The 18,921-nt window shown below is 46.8% G+C and carries 21 protein-coding genes; 1 reads left to right on the top strand and 20 read right to left on the bottom strand.

Translation table 11 applies throughout. The annotated features are described in order from the left end of the window. Nucleotides 1-15: 15 nt before the first annotated feature. The 4 genes from GPK88_RS16850 to GPK88_RS16835 form a co-directional block, all read right to left on the bottom strand. A complete protein-coding gene (locus tag GPK88_RS16850; protein ID WP_021977108.1) occupies nucleotides 16-594 on the bottom strand; it encodes a DUF6553 family protein in 579 nt (192 codons plus the stop codon). A gap of 57 nt (nucleotides 595-651) precedes the next feature. Continuing rightward, a complete protein-coding gene (locus tag GPK88_RS16845; RefSeq protein WP_021977109.1) occupies nucleotides 652-1,245 on the bottom strand; it encodes a DUF5662 family protein in 594 nt (197 codons plus the stop codon). After that, nucleotides 1,196-3,121, bottom strand: a complete 1,926-nt coding sequence (locus GPK88_RS16840) for a Type II secretory pathway, pullulanase PulA and related glycosidase (RefSeq protein ID WP_244096060.1) — start codon at nucleotides 3,119-3,121, stop codon at nucleotides 1,196-1,198. Before GPK88_RS16840 ends, GPK88_RS16845 begins: the two co-directional genes overlap by 50 nt. Nucleotides 3,122-3,183: 62 nt before the next feature. Beyond that, nucleotides 3,184-3,939, bottom strand: a complete 756-nt coding sequence (locus GPK88_RS16835; protein ID WP_015525806.1) for an exodeoxyribonuclease III — start codon at nucleotides 3,937-3,939, stop codon at nucleotides 3,184-3,186. A gap of 200 nt (nucleotides 3,940-4,139) precedes the next feature. Between GPK88_RS16835 and GPK88_RS16830 the strand changes: the two genes are divergently transcribed. Continuing rightward, complete coding sequence (locus GPK88_RS16830; protein ID WP_015525805.1) at nucleotides 4,140-4,514, top strand: DUF1292 domain-containing protein; 375 nt, start codon at nucleotides 4,140-4,142, stop codon at nucleotides 4,512-4,514. A gap of 92 nt (nucleotides 4,515-4,606) precedes the next feature. Here GPK88_RS16830 and GPK88_RS16825 read toward each other — a convergent pair whose 3' ends face one another. From GPK88_RS16825 to GPK88_RS16750, 16 genes are all read right to left on the bottom strand, one after another. Next, a complete protein-coding gene (locus tag GPK88_RS16825; protein WP_021977113.1) occupies nucleotides 4,607-5,119 on the bottom strand; it encodes a dCTP deaminase/dUTPase family protein in 513 nt (170 codons plus the stop codon). A gap of 44 nt (nucleotides 5,120-5,163) precedes the next feature. Further along, on the bottom strand, nucleotides 5,164-5,655 hold the full coding sequence (nrdG, locus tag GPK88_RS16820; protein ID WP_148447665.1) for an anaerobic ribonucleoside-triphosphate reductase activating protein: 492 nt from the start codon (nucleotides 5,653-5,655) through the stop codon (nucleotides 5,164-5,166). A 3-nt stretch (nucleotides 5,656-5,658) separates the two neighbouring features. Next, complete coding sequence (locus GPK88_RS16815) at nucleotides 5,659-7,752, bottom strand: polyribonucleotide nucleotidyltransferase (RefSeq protein ID WP_114001447.1); 2,094 nt, start codon at nucleotides 7,750-7,752, stop codon at nucleotides 5,659-5,661. Nucleotides 7,753-7,947: 195 nt separating this feature from the next. Next, nucleotides 7,948-8,214, bottom strand: coding sequence for a 30S ribosomal protein S15 (gene rpsO / locus GPK88_RS16810; protein ID WP_114001446.1), 267 nt, complete (start codon nucleotides 8,212-8,214; stop codon nucleotides 7,948-7,950). A gap of 155 nt (nucleotides 8,215-8,369) precedes the next feature. Continuing rightward, the gene (locus GPK88_RS16805) at nucleotides 8,370-9,269 is read right to left on the bottom strand and encodes a bifunctional riboflavin kinase/FAD synthetase (RefSeq protein ID WP_173772024.1); all 900 of its coding nucleotides are present in this window, start codon (nucleotides 9,267-9,269) and stop codon (nucleotides 8,370-8,372) included. Between the two features lie 29 nt (nucleotides 9,270-9,298). Then, nucleotides 9,299-10,189: a tRNA pseudouridine(55) synthase TruB gene (gene truB / locus GPK88_RS16800; protein WP_334297587.1), complete on the bottom strand. Its 891-nt coding sequence runs from the start codon at nucleotides 10,187-10,189 to the stop codon at nucleotides 9,299-9,301. Nucleotides 10,190-10,195: 6 nt separating this feature from the next. Next, nucleotides 10,196-11,152, bottom strand: a complete 957-nt coding sequence (locus GPK88_RS16795; RefSeq protein WP_173772029.1) for a DHH family phosphoesterase — start codon at nucleotides 11,150-11,152, stop codon at nucleotides 10,196-10,198. Between the two features lie 9 nt (nucleotides 11,153-11,161). After that, nucleotides 11,162-11,530, bottom strand: a complete 369-nt coding sequence (rbfA, locus tag GPK88_RS16790; RefSeq protein ID WP_118062598.1) for a 30S ribosome-binding factor RbfA — start codon at nucleotides 11,528-11,530, stop codon at nucleotides 11,162-11,164. A gap of 12 nt (nucleotides 11,531-11,542) precedes the next feature. Beyond that, the gene (gene infB / locus GPK88_RS16785) at nucleotides 11,543-14,227 is read right to left on the bottom strand and encodes a translation initiation factor IF-2 (RefSeq protein WP_173762099.1); all 2,685 of its coding nucleotides are present in this window, start codon (nucleotides 14,225-14,227) and stop codon (nucleotides 11,543-11,545) included. A 42-nt stretch (nucleotides 14,228-14,269) separates the two neighbouring features. Continuing rightward, nucleotides 14,270-14,587, bottom strand: coding sequence for a L7Ae/L30e/S12e/Gadd45 family ribosomal protein (locus tag GPK88_RS16780; protein WP_021977121.1), 318 nt, complete (start codon nucleotides 14,585-14,587; stop codon nucleotides 14,270-14,272). Then, nucleotides 14,574-14,852 carry an RNase P modulator RnpM gene (gene rnpM / locus GPK88_RS16775; RefSeq protein WP_021977122.1) on the bottom strand — a complete coding sequence of 93 codons (279 nt, stop codon included), beginning with the start codon at nucleotides 14,850-14,852 and terminating at the stop codon, nucleotides 14,574-14,576. Before rnpM ends, GPK88_RS16780 begins: the two co-directional genes overlap by 14 nt. Continuing rightward, complete coding sequence (nusA, locus tag GPK88_RS16770) at nucleotides 14,852-16,045, bottom strand: transcription termination factor NusA (RefSeq protein ID WP_118062601.1); 1,194 nt, start codon at nucleotides 16,043-16,045, stop codon at nucleotides 14,852-14,854. Before nusA ends, rnpM begins: the two co-directional genes overlap by 1 nt. 43 nt (nucleotides 16,046-16,088) lie before the next feature. Continuing rightward, entirely contained in the window at nucleotides 16,089-16,553 is a 465-nt protein-coding gene (gene rimP, locus GPK88_RS16765; RefSeq protein ID WP_118062602.1) for a ribosome maturation factor RimP, read from the bottom strand. Nucleotides 16,554-16,694: 141 nt separating this feature from the next. Beyond that, on the bottom strand, nucleotides 16,695-17,120 hold the full coding sequence (locus GPK88_RS16760) for an HI0074 family nucleotidyltransferase substrate-binding subunit (protein WP_173762098.1): 426 nt from the start codon (nucleotides 17,118-17,120) through the stop codon (nucleotides 16,695-16,697). Continuing rightward, nucleotides 17,107-17,397 carry a nucleotidyltransferase family protein gene (locus GPK88_RS16755; RefSeq protein WP_173762097.1) on the bottom strand — a complete coding sequence of 97 codons (291 nt, stop codon included), beginning with the start codon at nucleotides 17,395-17,397 and terminating at the stop codon, nucleotides 17,107-17,109. The genes GPK88_RS16760 and GPK88_RS16755 overlap by 14 nt, the downstream gene beginning before the upstream one ends. A 263-nt stretch (nucleotides 17,398-17,660) precedes the next feature. Continuing rightward, a partial coding sequence (locus tag GPK88_RS16750; RefSeq protein WP_215708053.1) for a tyrosine-type recombinase/integrase occupies nucleotides 17,661-18,921 on the bottom strand: 1,261 nt, incomplete at its 5' end.

Here is an 18,921-nt window from a genome sequence, read left to right as displayed (position 1 = left end):
AAGCGCTCCGGCCTCCTAAATGTTTCCTTCGTTGGGATAATACTGCCTGTAGATCTCTCTGGCAGCTCTTGTGATGATTCCAAGCTCAGCTTCCATTCCAAGATTAGCCGGAAGCTCCACAGCTGTTTCCCTGATGTCTCTCTGGACCTTGGCCTTCGCACTGTCCTCCTTGATGTGGATCAGGCCGAAAATCATTGTGTTATAGGATTTATCTGTCTGACAGAGATCCATGTAGACCAGAACCAGATGACAGCATTCCCGGTAAAGAAGCTCCTCATAAAGACCGCCCTTTTCCTGGAACTCCTGAAATTTCAGCTTCTTAAGATACTTGCCTATCTCTTTCTTCGCACTTCTTGTGCCAAAGAATCTGGAAGCGGAATTCCGGTTAAACTCCATGGTCATCCAGAGACCGAGATAACCGTCTGCCCTGGTATCACCAGTCTCAGCTTTATCGCTGTAACGGATCTCCCAGAGTTCCTTGCGGATCCTGTTTTCTTCCGGTTCTTCTCCTGCTGCAATGGACTGCTCCAGAAGCTTCAGGCGCTCCATGGGATCTTTCTCTCTATAGTATTTCGCAATTGTTGGTGTATCCATTCATTCTTCCTCCTGATATCTGAATATTATATCAGACAACCTGCCAAAAATACACCCCTATCTGTGATTTCGAAGCTTTTTCCCAGGGCTTTTCACTTTTTTTCCGCGGTTATCACATAGATATACATTGCGGATATACCACAGGGTCTTATCCTCTCCGTATTTATCCAGGATCCGGAGAAGTCCCTCCAGCTCTTTCTTTGTCTGTGGATGGATAAACCACAGCTTCTCCTTGCTTTTCAGAAAATACTGCAATGGTTCATGATAGGTATATTCCTCTCCCAGATAGTTTCTGGATGCACTGATCCGATCCATGACCATTTCCGCCACATATTTTCTGGGCATTCTGGCTCCCATGATCACATGCTCACCGTCAAGGGAATAGTCTACCCAATGTTCAAAATGGTGTCTGTTTCTTCCCTTATGGTGCAGCCAGGACATGGATACGCCGGTTGCCTCACGTTCTGCGTTGTTGGGGCTTCTTGTCCCCTGATAATATTTACAGCCTACCAGAAATTCCGTCGGGGAATATTTGGACAGGTCATGAAGCAACCCCTGCTTATATAACCCGATACGAAAACAATATTTCATCACCAGAAGCTTATGCCTCGTGATGGTCCTGAAGTGCAGCCACGGGTGCCATGATCGCATCTTTCTCCGCCTCCTGTCTGCCCAGCAATACCACAATGGCGCGGGGTCCTATTTCGATTGATTTTTTATATTCTTCTTCCTCCTCCAGACAGAATCCTGTTCCGTAAAGAGAGGTATCTGCGATTTTTTTCCAGCACATGCCTTCCGGGAGATTGGGCAGAGCAAGGCTCCGGTTTTCCCAGTGGAAATTATAGCCGATGTAAATAAAATCATCCTCTGCAGCCTCCAGATCCTCTTTTTCCCTTGCATAGGCTCCGTAGTACATCATACCAAGAAGCCTGCTGGTATTCTCATAGCTCAGATACCAGGCACGTTCCCCGTGAAGAGACACATCCGGGAACCCCTTGGTCAGATAATCTACCCCTTTCAGTTCCACCGGCATATGAAGAACGGGATGGGCCTTACGAAAAGCAATGGCATCCTTTACAAATTCCCTCAGTCCCTGGTTTCTGGAAAGGCCCTTCCAGTCTGTCCAGCCGGTAGCATTATCCTGACAGTAGGCATTATTGTTTCCGCTCTGGGAATTGCCGAATTCATCACCGTGATAGATCATGGGAACACCCTGACTCAGCAGCATCATCAGAAAGGCATTTTTGATCTGGCGTTCCCTCATCTGACGGACGGAAACCTTACGGGTAGGGCCTTCCACACCACAGTTCCAGGAATAATTATAGCTGCTTCCGTCCTGATTGCCCTCGCCATTGGCCTCGTTATGTTTATAATTGTAGCTCACCAGGTCATTCATGGTAAATCCGTCCTGGCAGACCATGTAATTGATCACTCCATGATTCTCGCTGTTATGACGGATATGCCATGCTGCAGCCTCCACCATACCTTCATCGCTTTTCAGGAAACGGCGCATATCCTGGAGAAAATTCATATTGCTCTCCGCTCCGCAGCGTCTGACCGGAAGCTTTCCTCTGTAAAAATGATCAAAATCAAAGCCCTGGAAGATCAGTTTTGCTCCGGAAAGGATTCCGTCCCGAAGAAGCATCTCCCGGTTAAAGCCCTCTCCCAGCACATGAAATCCATCTACATGGTAAAAATCTCTCCAGAACTGCAGGGCTCGAAGAGCCATCAGGCTGTCTGTTTCCTCCGGAAAATAGAATTCCATGATACAGGCAATACCGTTCTTGTGCAGCTCCCGGATCAGATACCGGAATTCCTGCTCCGGTTCTCTGGTACTGCAGTAAGCACTCTTCGGGCTGAAATAAAAGCCGGAAGCATAGCCCCAGTAATTCACTATATTTTCCTTTCGGCGGGTCTTGATGTGTTCACTGCCTTCCTTCGGTTTACTGATCGGAACCTCACAGAATTCATAGGCAGGCATCAGTTCAATGGCATTGATCCCAAGTTCTTTCCAGTAAGGGATCATCTCTGTCAGGCCAAGAAAAGTCCCCTTATGGGAAACCATCTTTCTGGCAAGCTTCGTATAACCACGGACATGAAGCTTGTACAGGATCATATTTTCATATTCTACTGCCGGTGCAGTTTCATTTTCCCAGCCGGAAACATTCTCATTAAGGAAGCGACAGCGGACCTCCTTTTCCGGATCGTAAGGTACTCCGAAATGCTCTCTCCCGTGAAGTCCGTATGCATACGGATCCTGCACGATCTCACCGTCTATTTTATAATTATATTCAAACTCCTTCAGAGAAGCACTGCACAGCTTCAGCGCCCACACACGTCCTGTATGGAAATCCTTTGGAAAAACGATCTCCACCGGTGCGGCAGCTCCTCTTTTTTTATATAAAAGCAGGGATACTTCAGAATCCTCCGATGCCTCCACTGCAAAATTATAACCGCCCTCCATTTTGTTGGCTCCAAGTATCAGCGGCTGACCTTTCTCCACTCGACCTAATCTGCGGCTTGCCAAGGCAACTCCTCCTTTTCTCTTTTTATTATTCAAATCCATAGAAATCCTTTTCGCCGGATCCGTCATAGATCAATATCCAGCTCAACCGGGCAATGATCGGATCCCATGATCTCTCCGTGGATCTTCGCATCCTGAAGCTTTTCTTTCAGGGAAGGGGAAACAAGGAAATAGTCGATACGCCAGCCGGCGTTCTTCTCTCGTGCACGGAAACGGTAGGACCACCAGGAGTAAACGCCCTCTTTATCCGGATAAAAATAGCGGAATGTATCAATAAAGCCACTCTCAAGGGCTCTGGTAAAGCAGGCTCTCTCTTCATCAGTAAAGCCTGCATTTTTGCGGTTGGTCTTCGGATTCTTGAGATCGATCTCCTGATGTGCCACATTAAGGTCGCCACAACAGATCACCGGTTTCTTCTCCTGCAGTTTCAGAAGATAAGCCAAAAAATCCTCTTCCCATTTCATACGGTATTCCAGACGGCGGAGCTCGCTCTGGGAGTTGGGAGTATATACAGTCACAAAATAATACTCATCGAATTCCAGCGTGATGACACGTCCTTCTTTATCATGCTCCTCTATCCCGATCCCGTAAGCCGCAGATAATGGCTCCCTCTTCGTAAAAATGGCTGTACCTGAATAGCCTCTGCGGTTTGCGTAGTTCCAGTACTGATGATATCCGGGAAGTTCCAGTTTCACCTGTCCCTGCTGGCATTTCGTCTCCTGCAGACAGAAAATATCTGCATCCAGCTCATGAAAGCGTTCCTCAAAGCCCTTGGTGATACAGGCCCGGATCCCATTTACATTCCAGGAAATAAATTTCATATTTTTATATTTTCTCCTCATTTTTTCGTCATATTTTTATTATATCTCACATTGTCGGATTAAGCAAAAAATATTTTGAAAGTTTTCTCAGGCTCTCAAATATTTTGTTGCTGTTCTACGTCATATCTGTTAAAATGTTCTCTATATCATGCAGAGCTGCCCTCTTATTTACAGGCAGCAGCAGAACGGAGGATTTTTTTATGAGTGATGAATTTAACAAAAGCGGATGTGCACCAAGCGACTGCGCTTCCTGCACAGCTAACTGCGAAAGCAAGGTAGATGAAGCACATCATACCATCACCCTGACTATGGATGATGATACTGAGGTAGAATGTGCCATCCTTACTATTTTCCCTGTAGAGAACAAAGAATATATCGCACTTCTCCCACTGGATGAGAACGGCCAGAATGAGACCGGTGAGGTTTATCTCTACAGCTTCTCCCGCACAGCAGACGGCGATCCGATGCTGGCAAACATTGAAGATGATGAAGAGTACGACGCTGCCGCAAATGCCTTTAACGCAGTCGTGGAAAAAGCACGTGCAGACGAGGAGGCAGACGCACCTCTCAGCTAAAGTGCATTTATCGGAAAGCAGTAACTACACAAAACAAGCCCGGAAAATCGGATGTATGTGGTCTTCACACCTCCGCCTTCCGGGCTTTTGTTTTATTTTGTGGTACTTCCGAAGCCGCCGTTTCTTACTGCATCTGCATCGTCATCCACGGTGATTCCGTATTCCACAAAGATCCCCTGCATAAAACCGGTTCCTGCCGGGATCTGGATCGTTTTATCTTCTCTTGTATCGTTAGTCAGCTTGGCAAAGATATGACCTTCGTTGTCGGAAAAGAAATAATCGCTGTCAATGATTCCCACTGTGTTATTGAGCTGCAGCCGGAATTTAAATCCCAGTCCGCTTCTCGGATAACATTTCAGGACCCAGCCCTCTTCCATCTCCACACGGATGCCAGTGGGGATCTTAACGATCTCGCCCGGTTTCATGGTCACATCCACCGGTGCATAAAAATCGTATCCCGCACTTCCGGTTGTGGCTCTCTTCGGAAGTTTCAGGCTGTCGTAGATATTACAGATCTCTTCTTCTGAATACTGTTCAAAAGTATCCTTCCAGTCCTTTGCAAACTGTTCAAAACTTACCTTGTGAAATTTCGCAATTCTTTTCATTTTTCGTTCCACTCCCAATGGGTAATTTGGAGAAATCCCTCCGGTCACTCCACATACAGAACCACACGGTTCTCACGGAGTGATGCCCGTACATCGATCACACGCTGGTTTGAGGAACCTTTCCATTTCAGGAGGACTTCTTTCTTATCGACCTGAAATTCTCCGTCCACACAGACATCCAGATAATGGATGATCTCGTACTGCTGGATCTCTTCCCAGAGAGAACCGGTATATAACCAGATGGTCTTATCCGGATACTTCTCTCTGATCTCTCTTGCAAGAGCTGTTACCTCAGCGATATTGGAAGGATGCAGGGGATCTCCTCCTGAGAATGTGATCCCGCTGATATAATCCTTGTCCAGCTCTGCAAATATCTCAGCTCGCTCGCTGTCCGTAAATGGGAGACCTCCGTTCGGATCCCAGGTAATGGGATTCTGGCACTCCCGGCAGCCATGTGAACAGCCGGCCACCCAGAGTACTACACGAAGTCCGTCTCCGTTTAACATATCGTCCTTGGTAATATTGTGATATCTCATAACTTATGCTTCTTCCGGTACATCCTTCATGCTGAAGCTGATTCTTCCCATCTTGTCCTTGCCAAGGCAGATAACTTTAACCTTGTCACCAAGTGTGAGAACATCCTCAACACGGTTGATTCTCTGTTTGGAGATCTTGGAAATGTGTACCATTCCCTCCTTGCCCGGTGCAAACTCAAGGAACGCACCAAACTCTTTGATGCTGACTACGCGTCCTGTAAAGATCTGTCCTGCCTCAAACTCGGTAGTGATGATCTCGATCATACGTTTCGCCTCATCCATACCCTTCTGGTCTGTTCCGCAGATGGAAACTGCACCGTCATCTGTGATGTCGATCTTCACACCTGTACGCTCGATGATGGTGTTGATGGTCTTTCCTCTCTGACCAACTACGTCACCGATCTTCTGCGGGTCGATCTGGATCTGGATGATCTTCGGAGCAAACTCGCCAACGCTTGTACGAGGCTTGTCGATGCATTTCTCCATAACTTCTGTGAGGATATACTCTCTTGCCTCTTTTGTTCTGCGGATTGCTTCCTCAACGATCGGTCTTGTAAGACCATGGATCTTGATATCCATCTGGATCGCTGTGATTCCATCATGTGTTCCGGCTACCTTGAAGTCCATATCTCCGAAGAAGTCCTCAAGGCCCTGGATATCTGTAAGAACGATGTAATCATCGTCTGTCTCGCCTGTAACAAGTCCGCAGGAGATACCTGCAACCGGTTTCTTGATCGGTACACCTGCAGCCATCAGTGACATGGTAGATGCACAGATACTTGCCTGGGATGTGGAACCGTTGGACTCAAATGTCTCAGATACGGTACGGATTGCATACGGGAACTCCTCTTCTGTAGGAAGTACCGGTACCAGTGCTCTCTCAGCAAGTGCTCCGTGGCCGATCTCACGACGTCCCGGTCCTCTGGAAGGCTTGGTCTCACCTACGGAGTAGGACGGGAAGTTGTAGTGATGCATATATCTCTTAGATGTCTCAAACTCATCCAGTCCGTCAAGACGCTGTGCCTCTGTAAGAGGAGCCAGTGTGGTAACGGTACAGATCTGAGTCTGTCCTCTTGTGAACATGGCAGAACCGTGAACTCTCGGAATGATGTCTGTCTCTGCAGCCAGCGGACGGATCTGTCTGATCTCACGGCCATCCGGACGTTTGTGATCTTTGAGGATCATCTTGCGGACAGTCTTCTTCTGGTACTGATATACAGCCTCACCAAGAACGGCAAGCCACTCTTCGTTATCTGCAAAAGCTTCTTTCAGCTTGTCTGTGATCTCGCTGATGTTATTCTCACGTGTCTGTTTGTCATCGGAGAATACGGCAACCTCCATCTCTTCCGGAGGAACGATCTTCTTGATCTCATCAAAGAGTTCCTGCGGTACTGCACAGGACTCGTAGGAATGTTTCTCTTTTCCGCACTCTGCTACGATCTGGTCGATGAATTTGATGATCTCCTGGTTTACTTCGTGAGCCTTGTAGATGGCTTCGATCATCTTGTCTTCCGGAATCTCGTTGGCTCCGGCCTCGATCATGATAACTTTCTCTCTTGTGGAAGCTACGGTAAGCTGAAGGTCAGAAACTGCCTTCTGTGCAAGTGTCGGGTTGATGATGAACTCGCCGTCGATCATACCAACCTGTGTGGTTGCACATGGGCCGTCGAACGGAATATCTGAAATACAGGTAGCAATGGAAGAACCAAGCATAGCCGGGATCTCCGGGTTGCACTCCGGATCAACAGACATAACCATGTCTACCAGTGTTACGTCATTTCTGTAGTCCTTCGGGAACAGCGGACGCATCGGACGGTCGATAACACGGGATGTAAGGATCGCATGCTCGCTTGCCTTACCCTCTCTCTTGTTGAATCCTCCCGGGATCTTTCCTACTGCGTACATTTTCTCCTCATACTCAACGCTTAACGGGAAGAAATCGATTCCTTCTCTTGGCTCTTTGGATGCGGTAGCAGTAGCAAGAACTGTGGTATCACCGTAGTGCATAAGAGCGGCACCGTTGGCCTGTTTTGCAACACGTCCGATATCTACAGTCAGTGTTCTTCCTGCAAGTTCCATGGAATAACTTTTGTACATGTTCGTTCTCCTTTTCTATATATTGAATTTGACAGGAGCCCGAAACAACTGAAAAGACCACTTCCTTTGGGAAAAGATCTCGACCGGAAATGGGCTTTTCAGTAGTCTCGGAAATCACTCCTGCGGTAATTCCGTCTGTGTTTGTCACACATGTTAAAATGGGGCGGATGGAATCATCCGCCCCTCCCGTAGCAATTATTTTCTTAAACCTAATTTCTCAATCAGTGCACGGTATCTTTCGATGTCTGTTTTCTTAAGATAAGCAAGAAGGCCACGTCTCTGACCTACCATTTTCAGAAGACCTCTTCTGGAATGATGATCTTTGTGGTGTGTTTTAAGGTGCTCTGTAAGCTCCTGGATTCTTGCTGTAAGAACTGCAACCTGAACCTCCGGTGAACCTGTGTCACCCTCTGTTCTTGCATACTCTTTCATGATTGCTGCTTTCTTCTCTTTAGAAATCATTGTTGTTTCCTCCTTGAATTTTTAATTAAACGCCGGGTATTAAGAAGTGGTCGGAGTCTCCGGCTTCTGAATACTGGCTTTTTTCACCTCGAACAGTATAGCACACGGTTCCTGACCTGTAAACTGTTTTTTTGAAAAGTTTTTACCGGAAATTTTTACTTTTCGAAGCTTTGAAAATAAGCCTTGCCTTTTTCCGCGTCTTTCATAAGCTGTTCTTTCAGAGCTTCTATGGAAGAAAAACGTTTCTCCGGTCTGGAATAATGAAAGAATTCCACTCTGCAGGGTTCCCCGTAAAGGTCTTCCTCACAGTCAAAGAGATACGTCTCAACACCCAGGAATTTCTCCCCCACCGTAGGTTTGTATCCTACATTGGTGATTCCTTTAAGGCTTCTGTCCTTAAAATGGGACACTGTATCGTAGACCCCGTTTGGAGGCATCAGCTTTTCTTTTGCCGGAATAATATTGGTTGTCGGAAGAAGAAATTTATGTCCCATTCCTCTTCCATGTTCGATCACTCCATCCACAAAAAATGGAAAGCCCAGAAGATCATTGACCTTTTCCATATTGCCTCTTTTCAGTTCCTCACGGATAAAGGTACTGCTGATCTTTCGTTTTCCTTCCATTTCTTTTGGAATCACATCCACCGAAAAGCCAAGCTTCTTTCCCATCTCCCGGAGAAGTTCCGGATTTCCCTTGCGTTCATATCCAAACCGGAAATCTTCTCCTACAGCAACGTGTTCTGCCTGAAGATCCCCCACCAGAATCTCTTTAATAAAAGTGTCTGCTTTCATGTGGCGGATCCTGGCATCCAGCGGGCATTCGATCAGAACATCCACACCTGCATCCTCAAGAATCCTGCATCGTTCTTCTTTTGTAAAGATCATCTGGCTTCCGATTCCCAGGGAAAAGAGAACTGTCTGAAGTCCCTTTTCTTTTTGCTCCAGAATTCTTTCCACCAGTTTCCGGTGTCCACGGTGTATGCCGTCAAATTTTCCAAGTGTTACCGCACTCCCTGACAGGCGCGGAAATTCTCCGTCAATCTTCAAGTATTCCATATCTGCTCCTGCAAGTTTTTGTAAAAAATTTATACAAAGAACATGCGGACGGGAACATATTTCTGTTTTCTCTCATCCCAGCCGTATATTCCTGTGAAGTTTCCGCTGCTTTTATACATCCGGACTTTTTCTTCCCTGCTGCCGCCCTGTACCAGTTCTTCCGGAACTGGATTTCCATTACCAAGAAGCCTGTCTCCTTCCGGTGTACAGATAAGCGCCGGATACATGGAAAGTACATCTTCAATAGAAACGATTTTTTCGCCGATGGTTCCGTTGGCAACCGCTTCTTCCACCTGGGAAAGTGTCATGCTCTCTTCCAGTGTGAAATTCCCGGACTGGGTCCGAAGAAGCTCTTCCATGGCACCGCCATAGCCTAATTTTTCTCCGATATCATTGCAAAGTGTACGGATATAAGTTCCCTTGCTGCAGGTAACGCTGATACGTACCAGCGGGAGATCCATATCCAGTATCCTTATCTCATAAAAAACCACAGGGCGCGGTTTGCGCTCTATGGTTTTTCCTTCTCTGGCCAGCTCGTAAAGCTTCTTTCCACCCACTTTCAGAGCAGAATACATCGGCGGAACCTGCATCTGTTCTCCCACAAAAGAAGCAACCGTTTCCCGGACTTCCTCCTCTGTAACCGTTACCGGTTTCTCGGAAAGAATTGTTCCTGTCATGTCCTGGGTATCTGTGGAAACGCCCAGCCTTAAGACTGCCTCGTATGTTTTTTCTTTCTCTGTAAGAAGCTCTACCAGACGGGTTCCCCTTCCAAGGGCAACGGGAAGTACTCCCTCTGCTGCCGGGTCCAGCGTTCCCGTATGGCCAATCTTTTTCATGTGGAGAATTCCACGCAGCTTTGCAACCACATCATGAGAGGTATAACCTTTTTCCTTACGGATCACAAGTATTCCATCCATGATTTGTTTCTACTCCTCTGCAAGCTGTTTTTCAATCTCAGCGGTAAGGTTGTTGATCACATCGTACATGGAACCCTGCATGTCGCAGCCGGCTGCACGCACATGTCCGCCGCCTCCGAAGAATACGGCAATTTTGCTCACATCCACCTTTCCGTTGGAACGGAGAGATACTTTAAAGAGCTGCGTCTCCATCTCATAGATAAAGATCGCAACCTCCACGCCTGCGGTCAGACGGAGCTGGCTTACGATTCCCTCCAGATCCTTTCCTTCCACACCGTAGAAATCCATCTCTCGTCTTTTCAGATATCCGACTACGCATTTGCCATCCTGAAGCAGAATGCTTTCTGCCAGCACACGGCCCATAACCTGATTCTGAAGGTATGTTTTCTGGTAAAAGGACTCATCGATGATCCTGCTGAAATCAAATCCTGTTTTCATCAGTTCACCGGCGATCCTCATGGTTTCCGGTGTTGTGGAAGAATACTGGAACACGCCGGTGTCATGTGCCATTCCCGTATAAATCGGAACCGCAATGGAACGGTCGATCTTATCTGCATCCAGAAGTCCGTAAAGAACTTCACATGCGGAACTGACGTCGCCCCTTACATGATTGACATTTGCAAATCCCTTATTGCTTACATGATGGTCAATGCATGCGGTCTTTTTTGCCGTGTCAAAATACTTTCCGGCAACAGCAAGGCGATCCAGTGCGCTGACATCACAGGTGATAAAAAGATCATACTCTTTCTCTTCTTCTGCTTCTGTCTTAACCTCATCCATTCTGTCGATGTAATCAAATATAGGCTTCGGCTGTTCCAGATAGACATCTGCCTCAATATCCGGAAAATATTCCCGGATATAAAGGTACAGAGCCATACAGGAACCGATACAGTCTCCATCCGGACGGATGTGGCCGCCAATGCCTACAGTTTTTACATTTTCCAGTATTTCTGAAATGTTTTTCATTTTTTCCACCTATTCCTCTGTTTCCATCCCACTCATTACGTCATTGATCTTCTTTGACATATTTACGCCATATTCGATGGACTCATCCAGAACAAAACGGATCTCCGGCGTATTGCGAAGGTTCAGTCTTCTGGCCAGCTCTCTCCGGATATAGCCCTCTGCGTTCTTTAATCCACGGATGGTGGAATCTTTGGCCTGCTTTTCGCCAAGTACACTGATGTAGGCTTTGCAGGTTTTAAGATCCGGTGCCACCTCCACGGCTGTCACAGAAGTCATCGGATGAATTCTGGGGTCCTTGATCTCGCTGTGTATGATGGTGCTGAGTTCTTTTTGAACCGCACCATTCACACGTGTATTTTTAATGCTGTTTTTTCTCATTACAAGTCACTCCTATCTTGGTACCTCTACCATGATATATGCTTCGACTTTATCTTCTTCTTTAACATCGTTGAAGTCGTTGAATACAAGACCACACTCATATCCTGCACGGACTTCCTTAACATCATCTTTAAATCTCTTCAGGGATGCAAGCTCACCCTCAAAGATCTGGTCCTCACCTCTTGTGATACGAACCTTGCAGTTACGCTGGAATGTACCATCCAGTACATAGCTTCCTGCGATGGTTCCCACACCAGATGCCTTGAACAGCTGACGTACTTCTGCGTGGCCGATAACTTTCTCCTCGAATACCGGATCCAGCATACCTTTCATGGCTGCCTCCACATCCTCGATTGCCTGGTAGATAACCTTGTAAAGTCGAAGGTCAACGCCCTCCTGCTCAGCAAGCTGTTTTGCTGTGGTATCCGGACGTACGTTAAATCCGATGATGATGGCGTTGGATGTTGCGGCAAGGCTGACATCAGACTCATTGATGGCACCTACACCTCCATGGATCACCTTAACGATAACTTCCTCGTTGGAAAGTTTGGTAAGGCTCTGTTTTACAGCCTCAACAGATCCCTGTACATCGGCTTTGACAATGATCGGAAGCTCTTTAAGGTCGCTTGCCTGGATCTGATCAAACAGGTTATCCAGAGAAAGTTTGCCCTTGGTCTCCTCAAGAAGACGGCTCTTGTTCTCTGTAACGAATGCGCCTGCAAAGTTCTTGGCTTCTTTGTCGCTCTCGAAGGACATCAGGATCTCACCTGCATTTGGAACGTCGCCAAGACCAAGGATCTCAACCGGAGTGGACGGGCCTGCCTCTTTAACACGGCGTCCCTTGTCATCCATCATTGCACGGACTTTACCGTTGCATGCACCTGCTGCAATGAAATCTCCTACATGGAGAGTACCTTTCTGAACAAGGATGGTAGCAACCGGTCCTTTACCTTTATCAAGCTGAGCCTCGATAACAAGACCTCTTGCCTCACGGTTCGGGTTCGCTTTCAGCTCGGAAACCTCAGCAGTAAGAAGGATCATCTCAAGAAGGTTCTCGATTCCCTCTCCTGTATGTGCGGATACCGGAACGAAGATGGTGCTTCCGCCCCAATCCTCAGGAATCAGTTCATACTCGGAAAGTTCCTGTTTTACACGCTCTACATTTGCGCTTGGTTTATCAATTTTGTTGATGGCAACGATAATCTCAACACCTGCAGCTTTTGCATGGCTGATTGCCTCTACCGTCTGCGGCATGACACCATCATCTGCAGCAACAACCAGAACTGCGATATCGGTAGCGTTGGCACCACGCATACGCATAGCTGTGAACGCCTCATGTCCCGGTGTATCCAGGAATGTGATCTTCTGGCCTTTGATGTTTACCACGTAAGCACCGATGTGCTGTGTGATTCCGCCGGCCTCGCCTCTGGTTACGTTTGTATTACGGATGGCATCCAGAAGAGATGTTTTACCATGGTCAACGTGACCCATGACGCAGACTACCGGAGGTCTTGGAACCATATCGTCCTCATCCTCTTCATCCTCTTTGAGGAGTTCTGCGATTACATCTACTTTTTCTTCTTTCTCGGCAATGATATCAAATCCAAGTGCGATCTCCTCTGCCTTGTCAAAGTCGATCTCCTGGTTTACGGTTACCATGACACCTTCCATGAAAAGTTTCTTAACGATCACAGATGGCTGCATTTTCATAGCGTCCGCAAGCTCACGGATGGTAAGCTTCTCAGGAATGGTGATCTCCTTGATCTCAGGTTTCTTTTCTTCCTGCTTCGGCTGTGGATTCGGTTTCTGAAGTGCTTTCGGGATTCTGGAATTCGGTCTGCGTCCACCCTGATTTGGTCTGCGTCCGCCCTGGCCGCCTTTCTCGAAATCTTTCTTCTTGTTCTTATTCTCCCTGTCACGCTCACGCTTGCTGTCCTTGGATGTCTTGGTCAGCTCCGGAGTAAATACGGAATCGGAAGAACTGCTTCTTCTCTGTCCCGGACGTGCTCCGCCCTGGCCACCGCGGTTCTGACCGCCGAAACGGTTATCTCCGCCTCTTCCGCCTTCAGAACGTCCACCCTGGCCGCCCTGGCCACGGTTTGCTCCGCCGCCAAAACGGTTTCCGCCATCTCTGCCTTCGAAGCGTCCGCCCTGACCGCCCTGGCCACGGTTTGCTCCACCGCCGAAACGGTTTCCGCCTCTTCCGTCGTTCTGACGTGGTCCTCTGTTTCCTTCGCCCTGTCTTGCCGGACGTCCCTCACCATTCTGGGAACGGTTGCCGCCAAAACGGTTGCCGCCGTCTCTTCTTCCTTCGAAGCTTCTTCCGTCACGGTTGCCGTCTCTTCTTCCTTCCGGACGGTTACCCTGCGGTCTTCCGCCCTGAGTACGGTTTGCTCCACCCTGAGAGTTTCTCTGCTCGCCGGACTCATTATTTCTTGTGCCCTGGCCTGCCGGACGCTGTCCGCCGTTCTGGGAACGTGCCGGGCCTTTTTTCTCGCCTGCTGCCGGTTTTCTTCTTCCTTTACCGCCGTCGCTGGCATTCTGTGCATGGAATACACGGATGATATTTTTTTTCTTTTTCGGTGCCTCAGACTTGTTACCCTCTGCGTTCACCGTTGTTGTCTTTTCTTCTGTTTTTGGAGTATCCAATTGTCTATATTGCTCCTTTCCCGATCTGCTGAATTTATCTTTTATCATTATTATCGTCAAACCTCCTTACAGACGCCTGTATCATGCAGGTTATCTGCCGGATTCTTTTTCCAGCTCCTTCATGATCGCCTTTGCAAAATTTTCGTCCTGCACGGCAAGGCTGGCACGGAATTCTTTGCCCATTGCTCTGCCCAGGCTCTCTTTGTCTGAAAGGAAATATAACGGAACTTCGTAATAGGTACACATATTCCGAAATTTCTTTTTTGTGTTTTCGGAGGCATCATCTGCCACCAGTGCCAGGAAACCTTTTCCTGTTTTTACGGATTTCTCTGTGGAAAATTCTCCGCTCACTGTTTTTCCTGCTTTTGTCGCAAGTCCGATGAGTGATAAAACCTTACTGTTTTTCAATTGACTCAAACTCCTTCTTGAGGTTCTGATACACTTCATCCGGAACTGCCATTTTCAAGGAACGCTCCAGGCCGTGGTTTTTGATGGCCTTTTCCAGGCATTCCTCTGAGAAACAAAGGTATGCGCCGCGTCCGTTTTTCTTACCTGTAGCGTCCAGGATGATCTCATTCTCTGATGTTTTGAGAACTCGTATCATTTCCTTTTTGCTTTTCATTTCCCTGCAGCCGGTACACTGACGCATGGGAATCTTGGTTCTCGTTTTCATTATTCTTCGGCATCTCCATCTGCTGTTTCTTCAGCTTCTGTTTCTGTCTCTTCTGTATCTTCCTCTGTTTCCGGAATTTCTTCGGAAACAGCCTCTTCTGTCATTTCGTCCTCTGCTTCTTCGTGTTCCTCATCGTAATCATCGTAGAAGTCACCGGACTCTCTTGCCTGTGTCTCGCTCTTGATGTCGATCTTGAATCCTGTAAGTCTTGCAGCAAGACGTGCGTTCTGTCCCTCTTTACCGATGGCAAGGGAAAGCTGATAATCCGGAACTACAACCAGTGCAGTCTTCTCATCCGGATCTGCCATAACTGCGATAACTTTTGCAGGGCTTAATGCGTTCTCGATAAGGATTGCCGGGTTCTCATCCCAGTTGATGATATCGATCTTCTCACCGTGAAGTTCGTTGACAACCGCACCTACACGTGCGCCGTTCATACCGACACATGCTCCCACAGCATCTACATCCGGATCGTTACTCCATACAGCGATCTTGGTACGGGAACCTGCCTCACGGGCAATGCTCTTGATCTCAACGGTACCATCTCTTACCTCTGCAACCTCGGACTCGAAAAGTCTCTTTACAAGGCCAGGATGTGTTCTGGAAACAAGGATACGTGGTCCCTTCGGTGTATCCTTTACCTCAAGGATGTAAACCTTTACTCGCTCAGTTGGCTGGAATGTCTCGCCTTTTACCTGCTCGTTCTCTGTAAGGACTGCGTCTGCCTTACCGAGGTTGATGCTGACATTCTTGCCCATTACTCTCTGAACAATACCGGTTACCACTTCTTTTTCGATTCCGTAGTACTGATCGTAGAGAACTTTACGCTCTTCCTCACGGATTTTCTGAAGAATGACGTTCTTTGCGTTCTGGGTTGCGATACGTCCGAATTCCTTGGACTGGATCTCAACTTTCATAACATCACCGATCTCTGCGTTGGTGTTTGTTTTCTGTGCATCCACCAGAGAAATCTCAAGGGCCGGGTCCTCCACATGCTCTACAACAGTTCTGTCAGCGTAAACACTGAAATCACAGGTCTCCGGATCGATCATAACGTGAACGTTATCTGCCTTTCCGAAATGATTCTTACATGCCTGGATCAGTGACTGCTCAATTGCCTCCAGCAGTGTATCCTTACTGATGTTTTTCTCTTTTTCGAGAACGTCCAGCGCGTCTCTTAAATCTCTGCTCATTTTCCTTTTTTTCCTCCTGAATTTTTACAGATTCGATTCTCTTTTAGAATTCGATCGCAAGACGAATCAGGGCGATATCTTTTTTATCAAAAGTGCGTTCTGTGCCGTCTTCATCGATTGTCACACTGTTACTATCATATGCATTTAAAATACCGCAGAATTCTTTCTGCTTCTCGATCGGCCGGTAGGTACGGATCTCCACCAGCTTGCCAAGGCTTCTCTTAAAGTCTTTCTCTTTCTTAAGAGGCCGGTCAAGTCCCGGAGAACTGATCTCCATAATGTAGCTGTCTTCGATGAAATCCTGCTCATCCAAGATATCGCTGAATGCACGGCTTACGTCCTCGCAGTCATTGACTGTGATTCCGCCCGGCTTGTCGATATAACCTCTGAGATACCAGGTTCCAGCTTCCTTGACATACTCCACATCTACCAGTTCAAAGCCCTTGGACTCTACGATCGGTGTAAGGATCGCCTCTGCTTTCTGTTCATATTCTTCCCGTCTGCTCATGCTTCCCACCTGCCTTTCTTATTTCTGCCTGTTTCTGAACAAATTCCTTCTCAGCAAATAGGAGCGGGCTCTCGCCCACTCCTATGCCAACAAGTTCTTAGTTTTGTTCATTGTAACACCAATATCTGTTAATTGCAAGTATTATTTCTTTTCTTCCTGTTTCCATTCCTCTTCCGCTTCCTGAAGTTTTTCCTGCAGGGTCTTTTCCAGTTCCCCAAAAGCCGGAATGAAACTGTCCCGGATCAGAAGGATCATTTCGTCGATTTCTTCTTCATTGTATATGTGGACTGATGTGTTCCGCTTCTTCAGCATAAGCAGCCACACTGACGCATCACTTACAAATCCCAGTTTATATCCCAGCTGCAGGATCTCCCGGGGTGAGCCTGTCTCTGCGCCTGCTGCACCATGCAGCTTCAGAACTTCCTGCAGTGCCTTCCAGGCAAGTTCAAAGGTAAGATTAAACTGTCCGATGACGCCGGTCCTGTATATCTCATTACTATCTGCCAGTTTAAAATCAGCATTCTTCAGTACGGTAAGGCAATTCGAAAAATTATCAAGCTTTTTCATAAATCACGATCCCATCCTTTTTAATTTCGTTCTTCAGTTCTTCAGAAATATGTCCATCTGCTTCCACAACATCAAACATCAGAAGCGAATGTACCTTTTCTTTTATATCCCAGTAGAAAGAATCAAAGTCCCCGCCATATACGGCAATATCGATATCGCTTCTCTCTGTATGATCTCCTCTTGCACGGGACCCGAAAAGAATAACTCTTTCAACCGAATGTTGCCGGGCAAATGAACAGACCTCTCTCAACACTCTTTCCGGAAGATTATATTTCATTGATCACATCGCCCCCTGTTTTGATAAGCATATCACACTTCCCTCTTCTTAACAATATACGAACCCCGAAAACATTCAGCTCTCTGTCAGCAGCCTTACACAGAACTTTCCGTTTCCCAATTATACAAACTGGAATTTATATAATTATCTCTCTAACTTTCCCCATTTTATAGGCTTTCCCGCCTGTCCATTAGTGAAATGATATGTAGTTTCCCTTATTTTTGCCCTTATGAGATAATTACAAGGGAAATAAGGGAATTTCTTTAATCATTGCCTACCACTTTATCAAGAAGCCTAACCGATTTTCGTTTAGCATCTCTTGTGGAGTGAGCATAGACATTCATTGTGGTACTGACATCTGAGTGTCCTAACAATTCCTGCACATCTTTTGGGGCTGCTCCATTTGCTAAAAGGTTGCTTGTATAGGTGTGACGTAACTGGTGGAAATGAAAGCCTTCAAATCCCTCTAATGTTTTTGCCACCTTTCTGCAAACAGTTCCCAAAGTAGTTGGAAGTTCCAGACAACCATCCGGTCTTAAACAGACGAAAGAAATTTCTTTATAATCTGCCGGGACTTCCTCTGTTCTGTCTAAGCAATAATATTCGTAGTACACTCTGTTTTTCTCTTTGACCTCTTTGTAGTAGTTCGTGTGATAAAGTTCTCCGTACTGCATTCGATTTTTTAACTGCTCTTTCCGGGTATTACGGAAAATCTCTACCAGCGTATCTCCAAAATCAACAATCCTCACTTTTTTCCGCTTGGTTGGTCCGATGATATATTTGCGCTTTGAACCATCATATCGGATGCTGCGTCTTATGGTAAGGCATTGTTCTTCCAGATTTACGTCCTGCCATGCCAAACCGCAGGCTTCTCCAATACGGAGTCCGGCATAATAGGCTATCTGGATTGGAAGTATTGCGGCTGGGTTCTTTTTTTGAAGATACGCAAGCAGTCTTTCATAATCTTCTCGTGAAATTGGTTGGATATTTCCGTCCATGTCCTCATCCGAAAACAAATCAACTTCGTCCGTCTGATACCGCAGTTTAATATACTGCATGGGATTGAACGTAATATACTGCTTTGGAAATACTGCAAAACGGAAGGACTGCTGCATGACTGCGGAAAAAGAATGGATGTAATCTTTGCTATACCCCTTTCTCTCTTTTCCATCGGGATGAACTCCCCCGAAGGAAAGCAAATCGAAGAAGGATTGCAAATGTTCAGAGGTTACATTTTTCAGTTTCCGTTCTGCCAATGGGTGTTTCTTAATATTTCGGATTGTTCCGAGGTAATTCTCCACCGTACCATTGCTGAGCGTACCTGTTTTTAATTCCTCCTCTGCCCACACATCCAGAAGTTGTCCGACTGTGAGATTTTCCGCTTTGGCAACAAATTTCTTTTTCTCATAATCATCCATTGCCTGACGGAGCAGCTTTTCAGTTCCACTTTTGCTTTCTGTTCCAACGCATTCTTTCTGAACAAGATTGCCGCTTGCGTCCTCTACATAGAAGCGGTAGTACCAT

The sequence above is a fragment of the Blautia sp. MCC269 genome, from assembly GCF_018785655.1.
Taxonomy (GTDB): Bacteria; Bacillota; Clostridia; order Lachnospirales; family Lachnospiraceae; genus Blautia_A.
Note: the sequence above shows the minus strand (reverse complement) of the source record. Positions and strands in the feature narration are given on the sequence as shown.

Coding starts and splice junctions, on each gene's coding strand:
- GPK88_RS16815 (WP_114001447.1), bottom strand. CDS start 7,752: ATGTACAAAAGTTATTCCATGGAACTTGCAGGAAGAACACTGACTGTA.
- GPK88_RS16835 (WP_015525806.1), bottom strand. CDS start 3,939: ATGAAATTTATTTCCTGGAATGTAAATGGGATCCGGGCCTGTATCACC.
- GPK88_RS16805 (WP_173772024.1), bottom strand. CDS start 9,269: ATGGAATACTTGAAGATTGACGGAGAATTTCCGCGCCTGTCAGGGAGT.
- GPK88_RS16830 (WP_015525805.1), top strand. CDS start 4,140: ATGAGTGATGAATTTAACAAAAGCGGATGTGCACCAAGCGACTGCGCT.
- GPK88_RS16795 (WP_173772029.1), bottom strand. CDS start 11,152: ATGAAAAACATTTCAGAAATACTGGAAAATGTAAAAACTGTAGGCATT.
- rpsO (WP_114001446.1), bottom strand. CDS start 8,214: ATGATTTCTAAAGAGAAGAAAGCAGCAATCATGAAAGAGTATGCAAGA.
- rimP (WP_118062602.1), bottom strand. CDS start 16,553: ATGAGCAGACGGGAAGAATATGAACAGAAAGCAGAGGCGATCCTTACA.
- nrdG (WP_148447665.1), bottom strand. CDS start 5,655: ATGAGATATCACAATATTACCAAGGACGATATGTTAAACGGAGACGGA.
- GPK88_RS16850 (WP_021977108.1), bottom strand. CDS start 594: ATGGATACACCAACAATTGCGAAATACTATAGAGAGAAAGATCCCATG.
- nusA (WP_118062601.1), bottom strand. CDS start 16,045: ATGAGCAGAGATTTAAGAGACGCGCTGGACGTTCTCGAAAAAGAGAAA.
- rnpM (WP_021977122.1), bottom strand. CDS start 14,852: ATGAAAACGAGAACCAAGATTCCCATGCGTCAGTGTACCGGCTGCAGG.
- GPK88_RS16760 (WP_173762098.1), bottom strand. CDS start 17,120: ATGAAAAAGCTTGATAATTTTTCGAATTGCCTTACCGTACTGAAGAAT.
- rbfA (WP_118062598.1), bottom strand. CDS start 11,530: ATGAGAAAAAACAGCATTAAAAATACACGTGTGAATGGTGCGGTTCAA.
- GPK88_RS16755 (WP_173762097.1), bottom strand. CDS start 17,397: ATGAAATATAATCTTCCGGAAAGAGTGTTGAGAGAGGTCTGTTCATTT.
- GPK88_RS16845 (WP_021977109.1), bottom strand. CDS start 1,245: ATGCGATCATGGCACCCGTGGCTGCACTTCAGGACCATCACGAGGCAT.
- infB (WP_173762099.1), bottom strand. CDS start 14,227: ATGATAAAAGATAAATTCAGCAGATCGGGAAAGGAGCAATATAGACAA.
- GPK88_RS16825 (WP_021977113.1), bottom strand. CDS start 5,119: ATGAAAAGAATTGCGAAATTTCACAAGGTAAGTTTTGAACAGTTTGCA.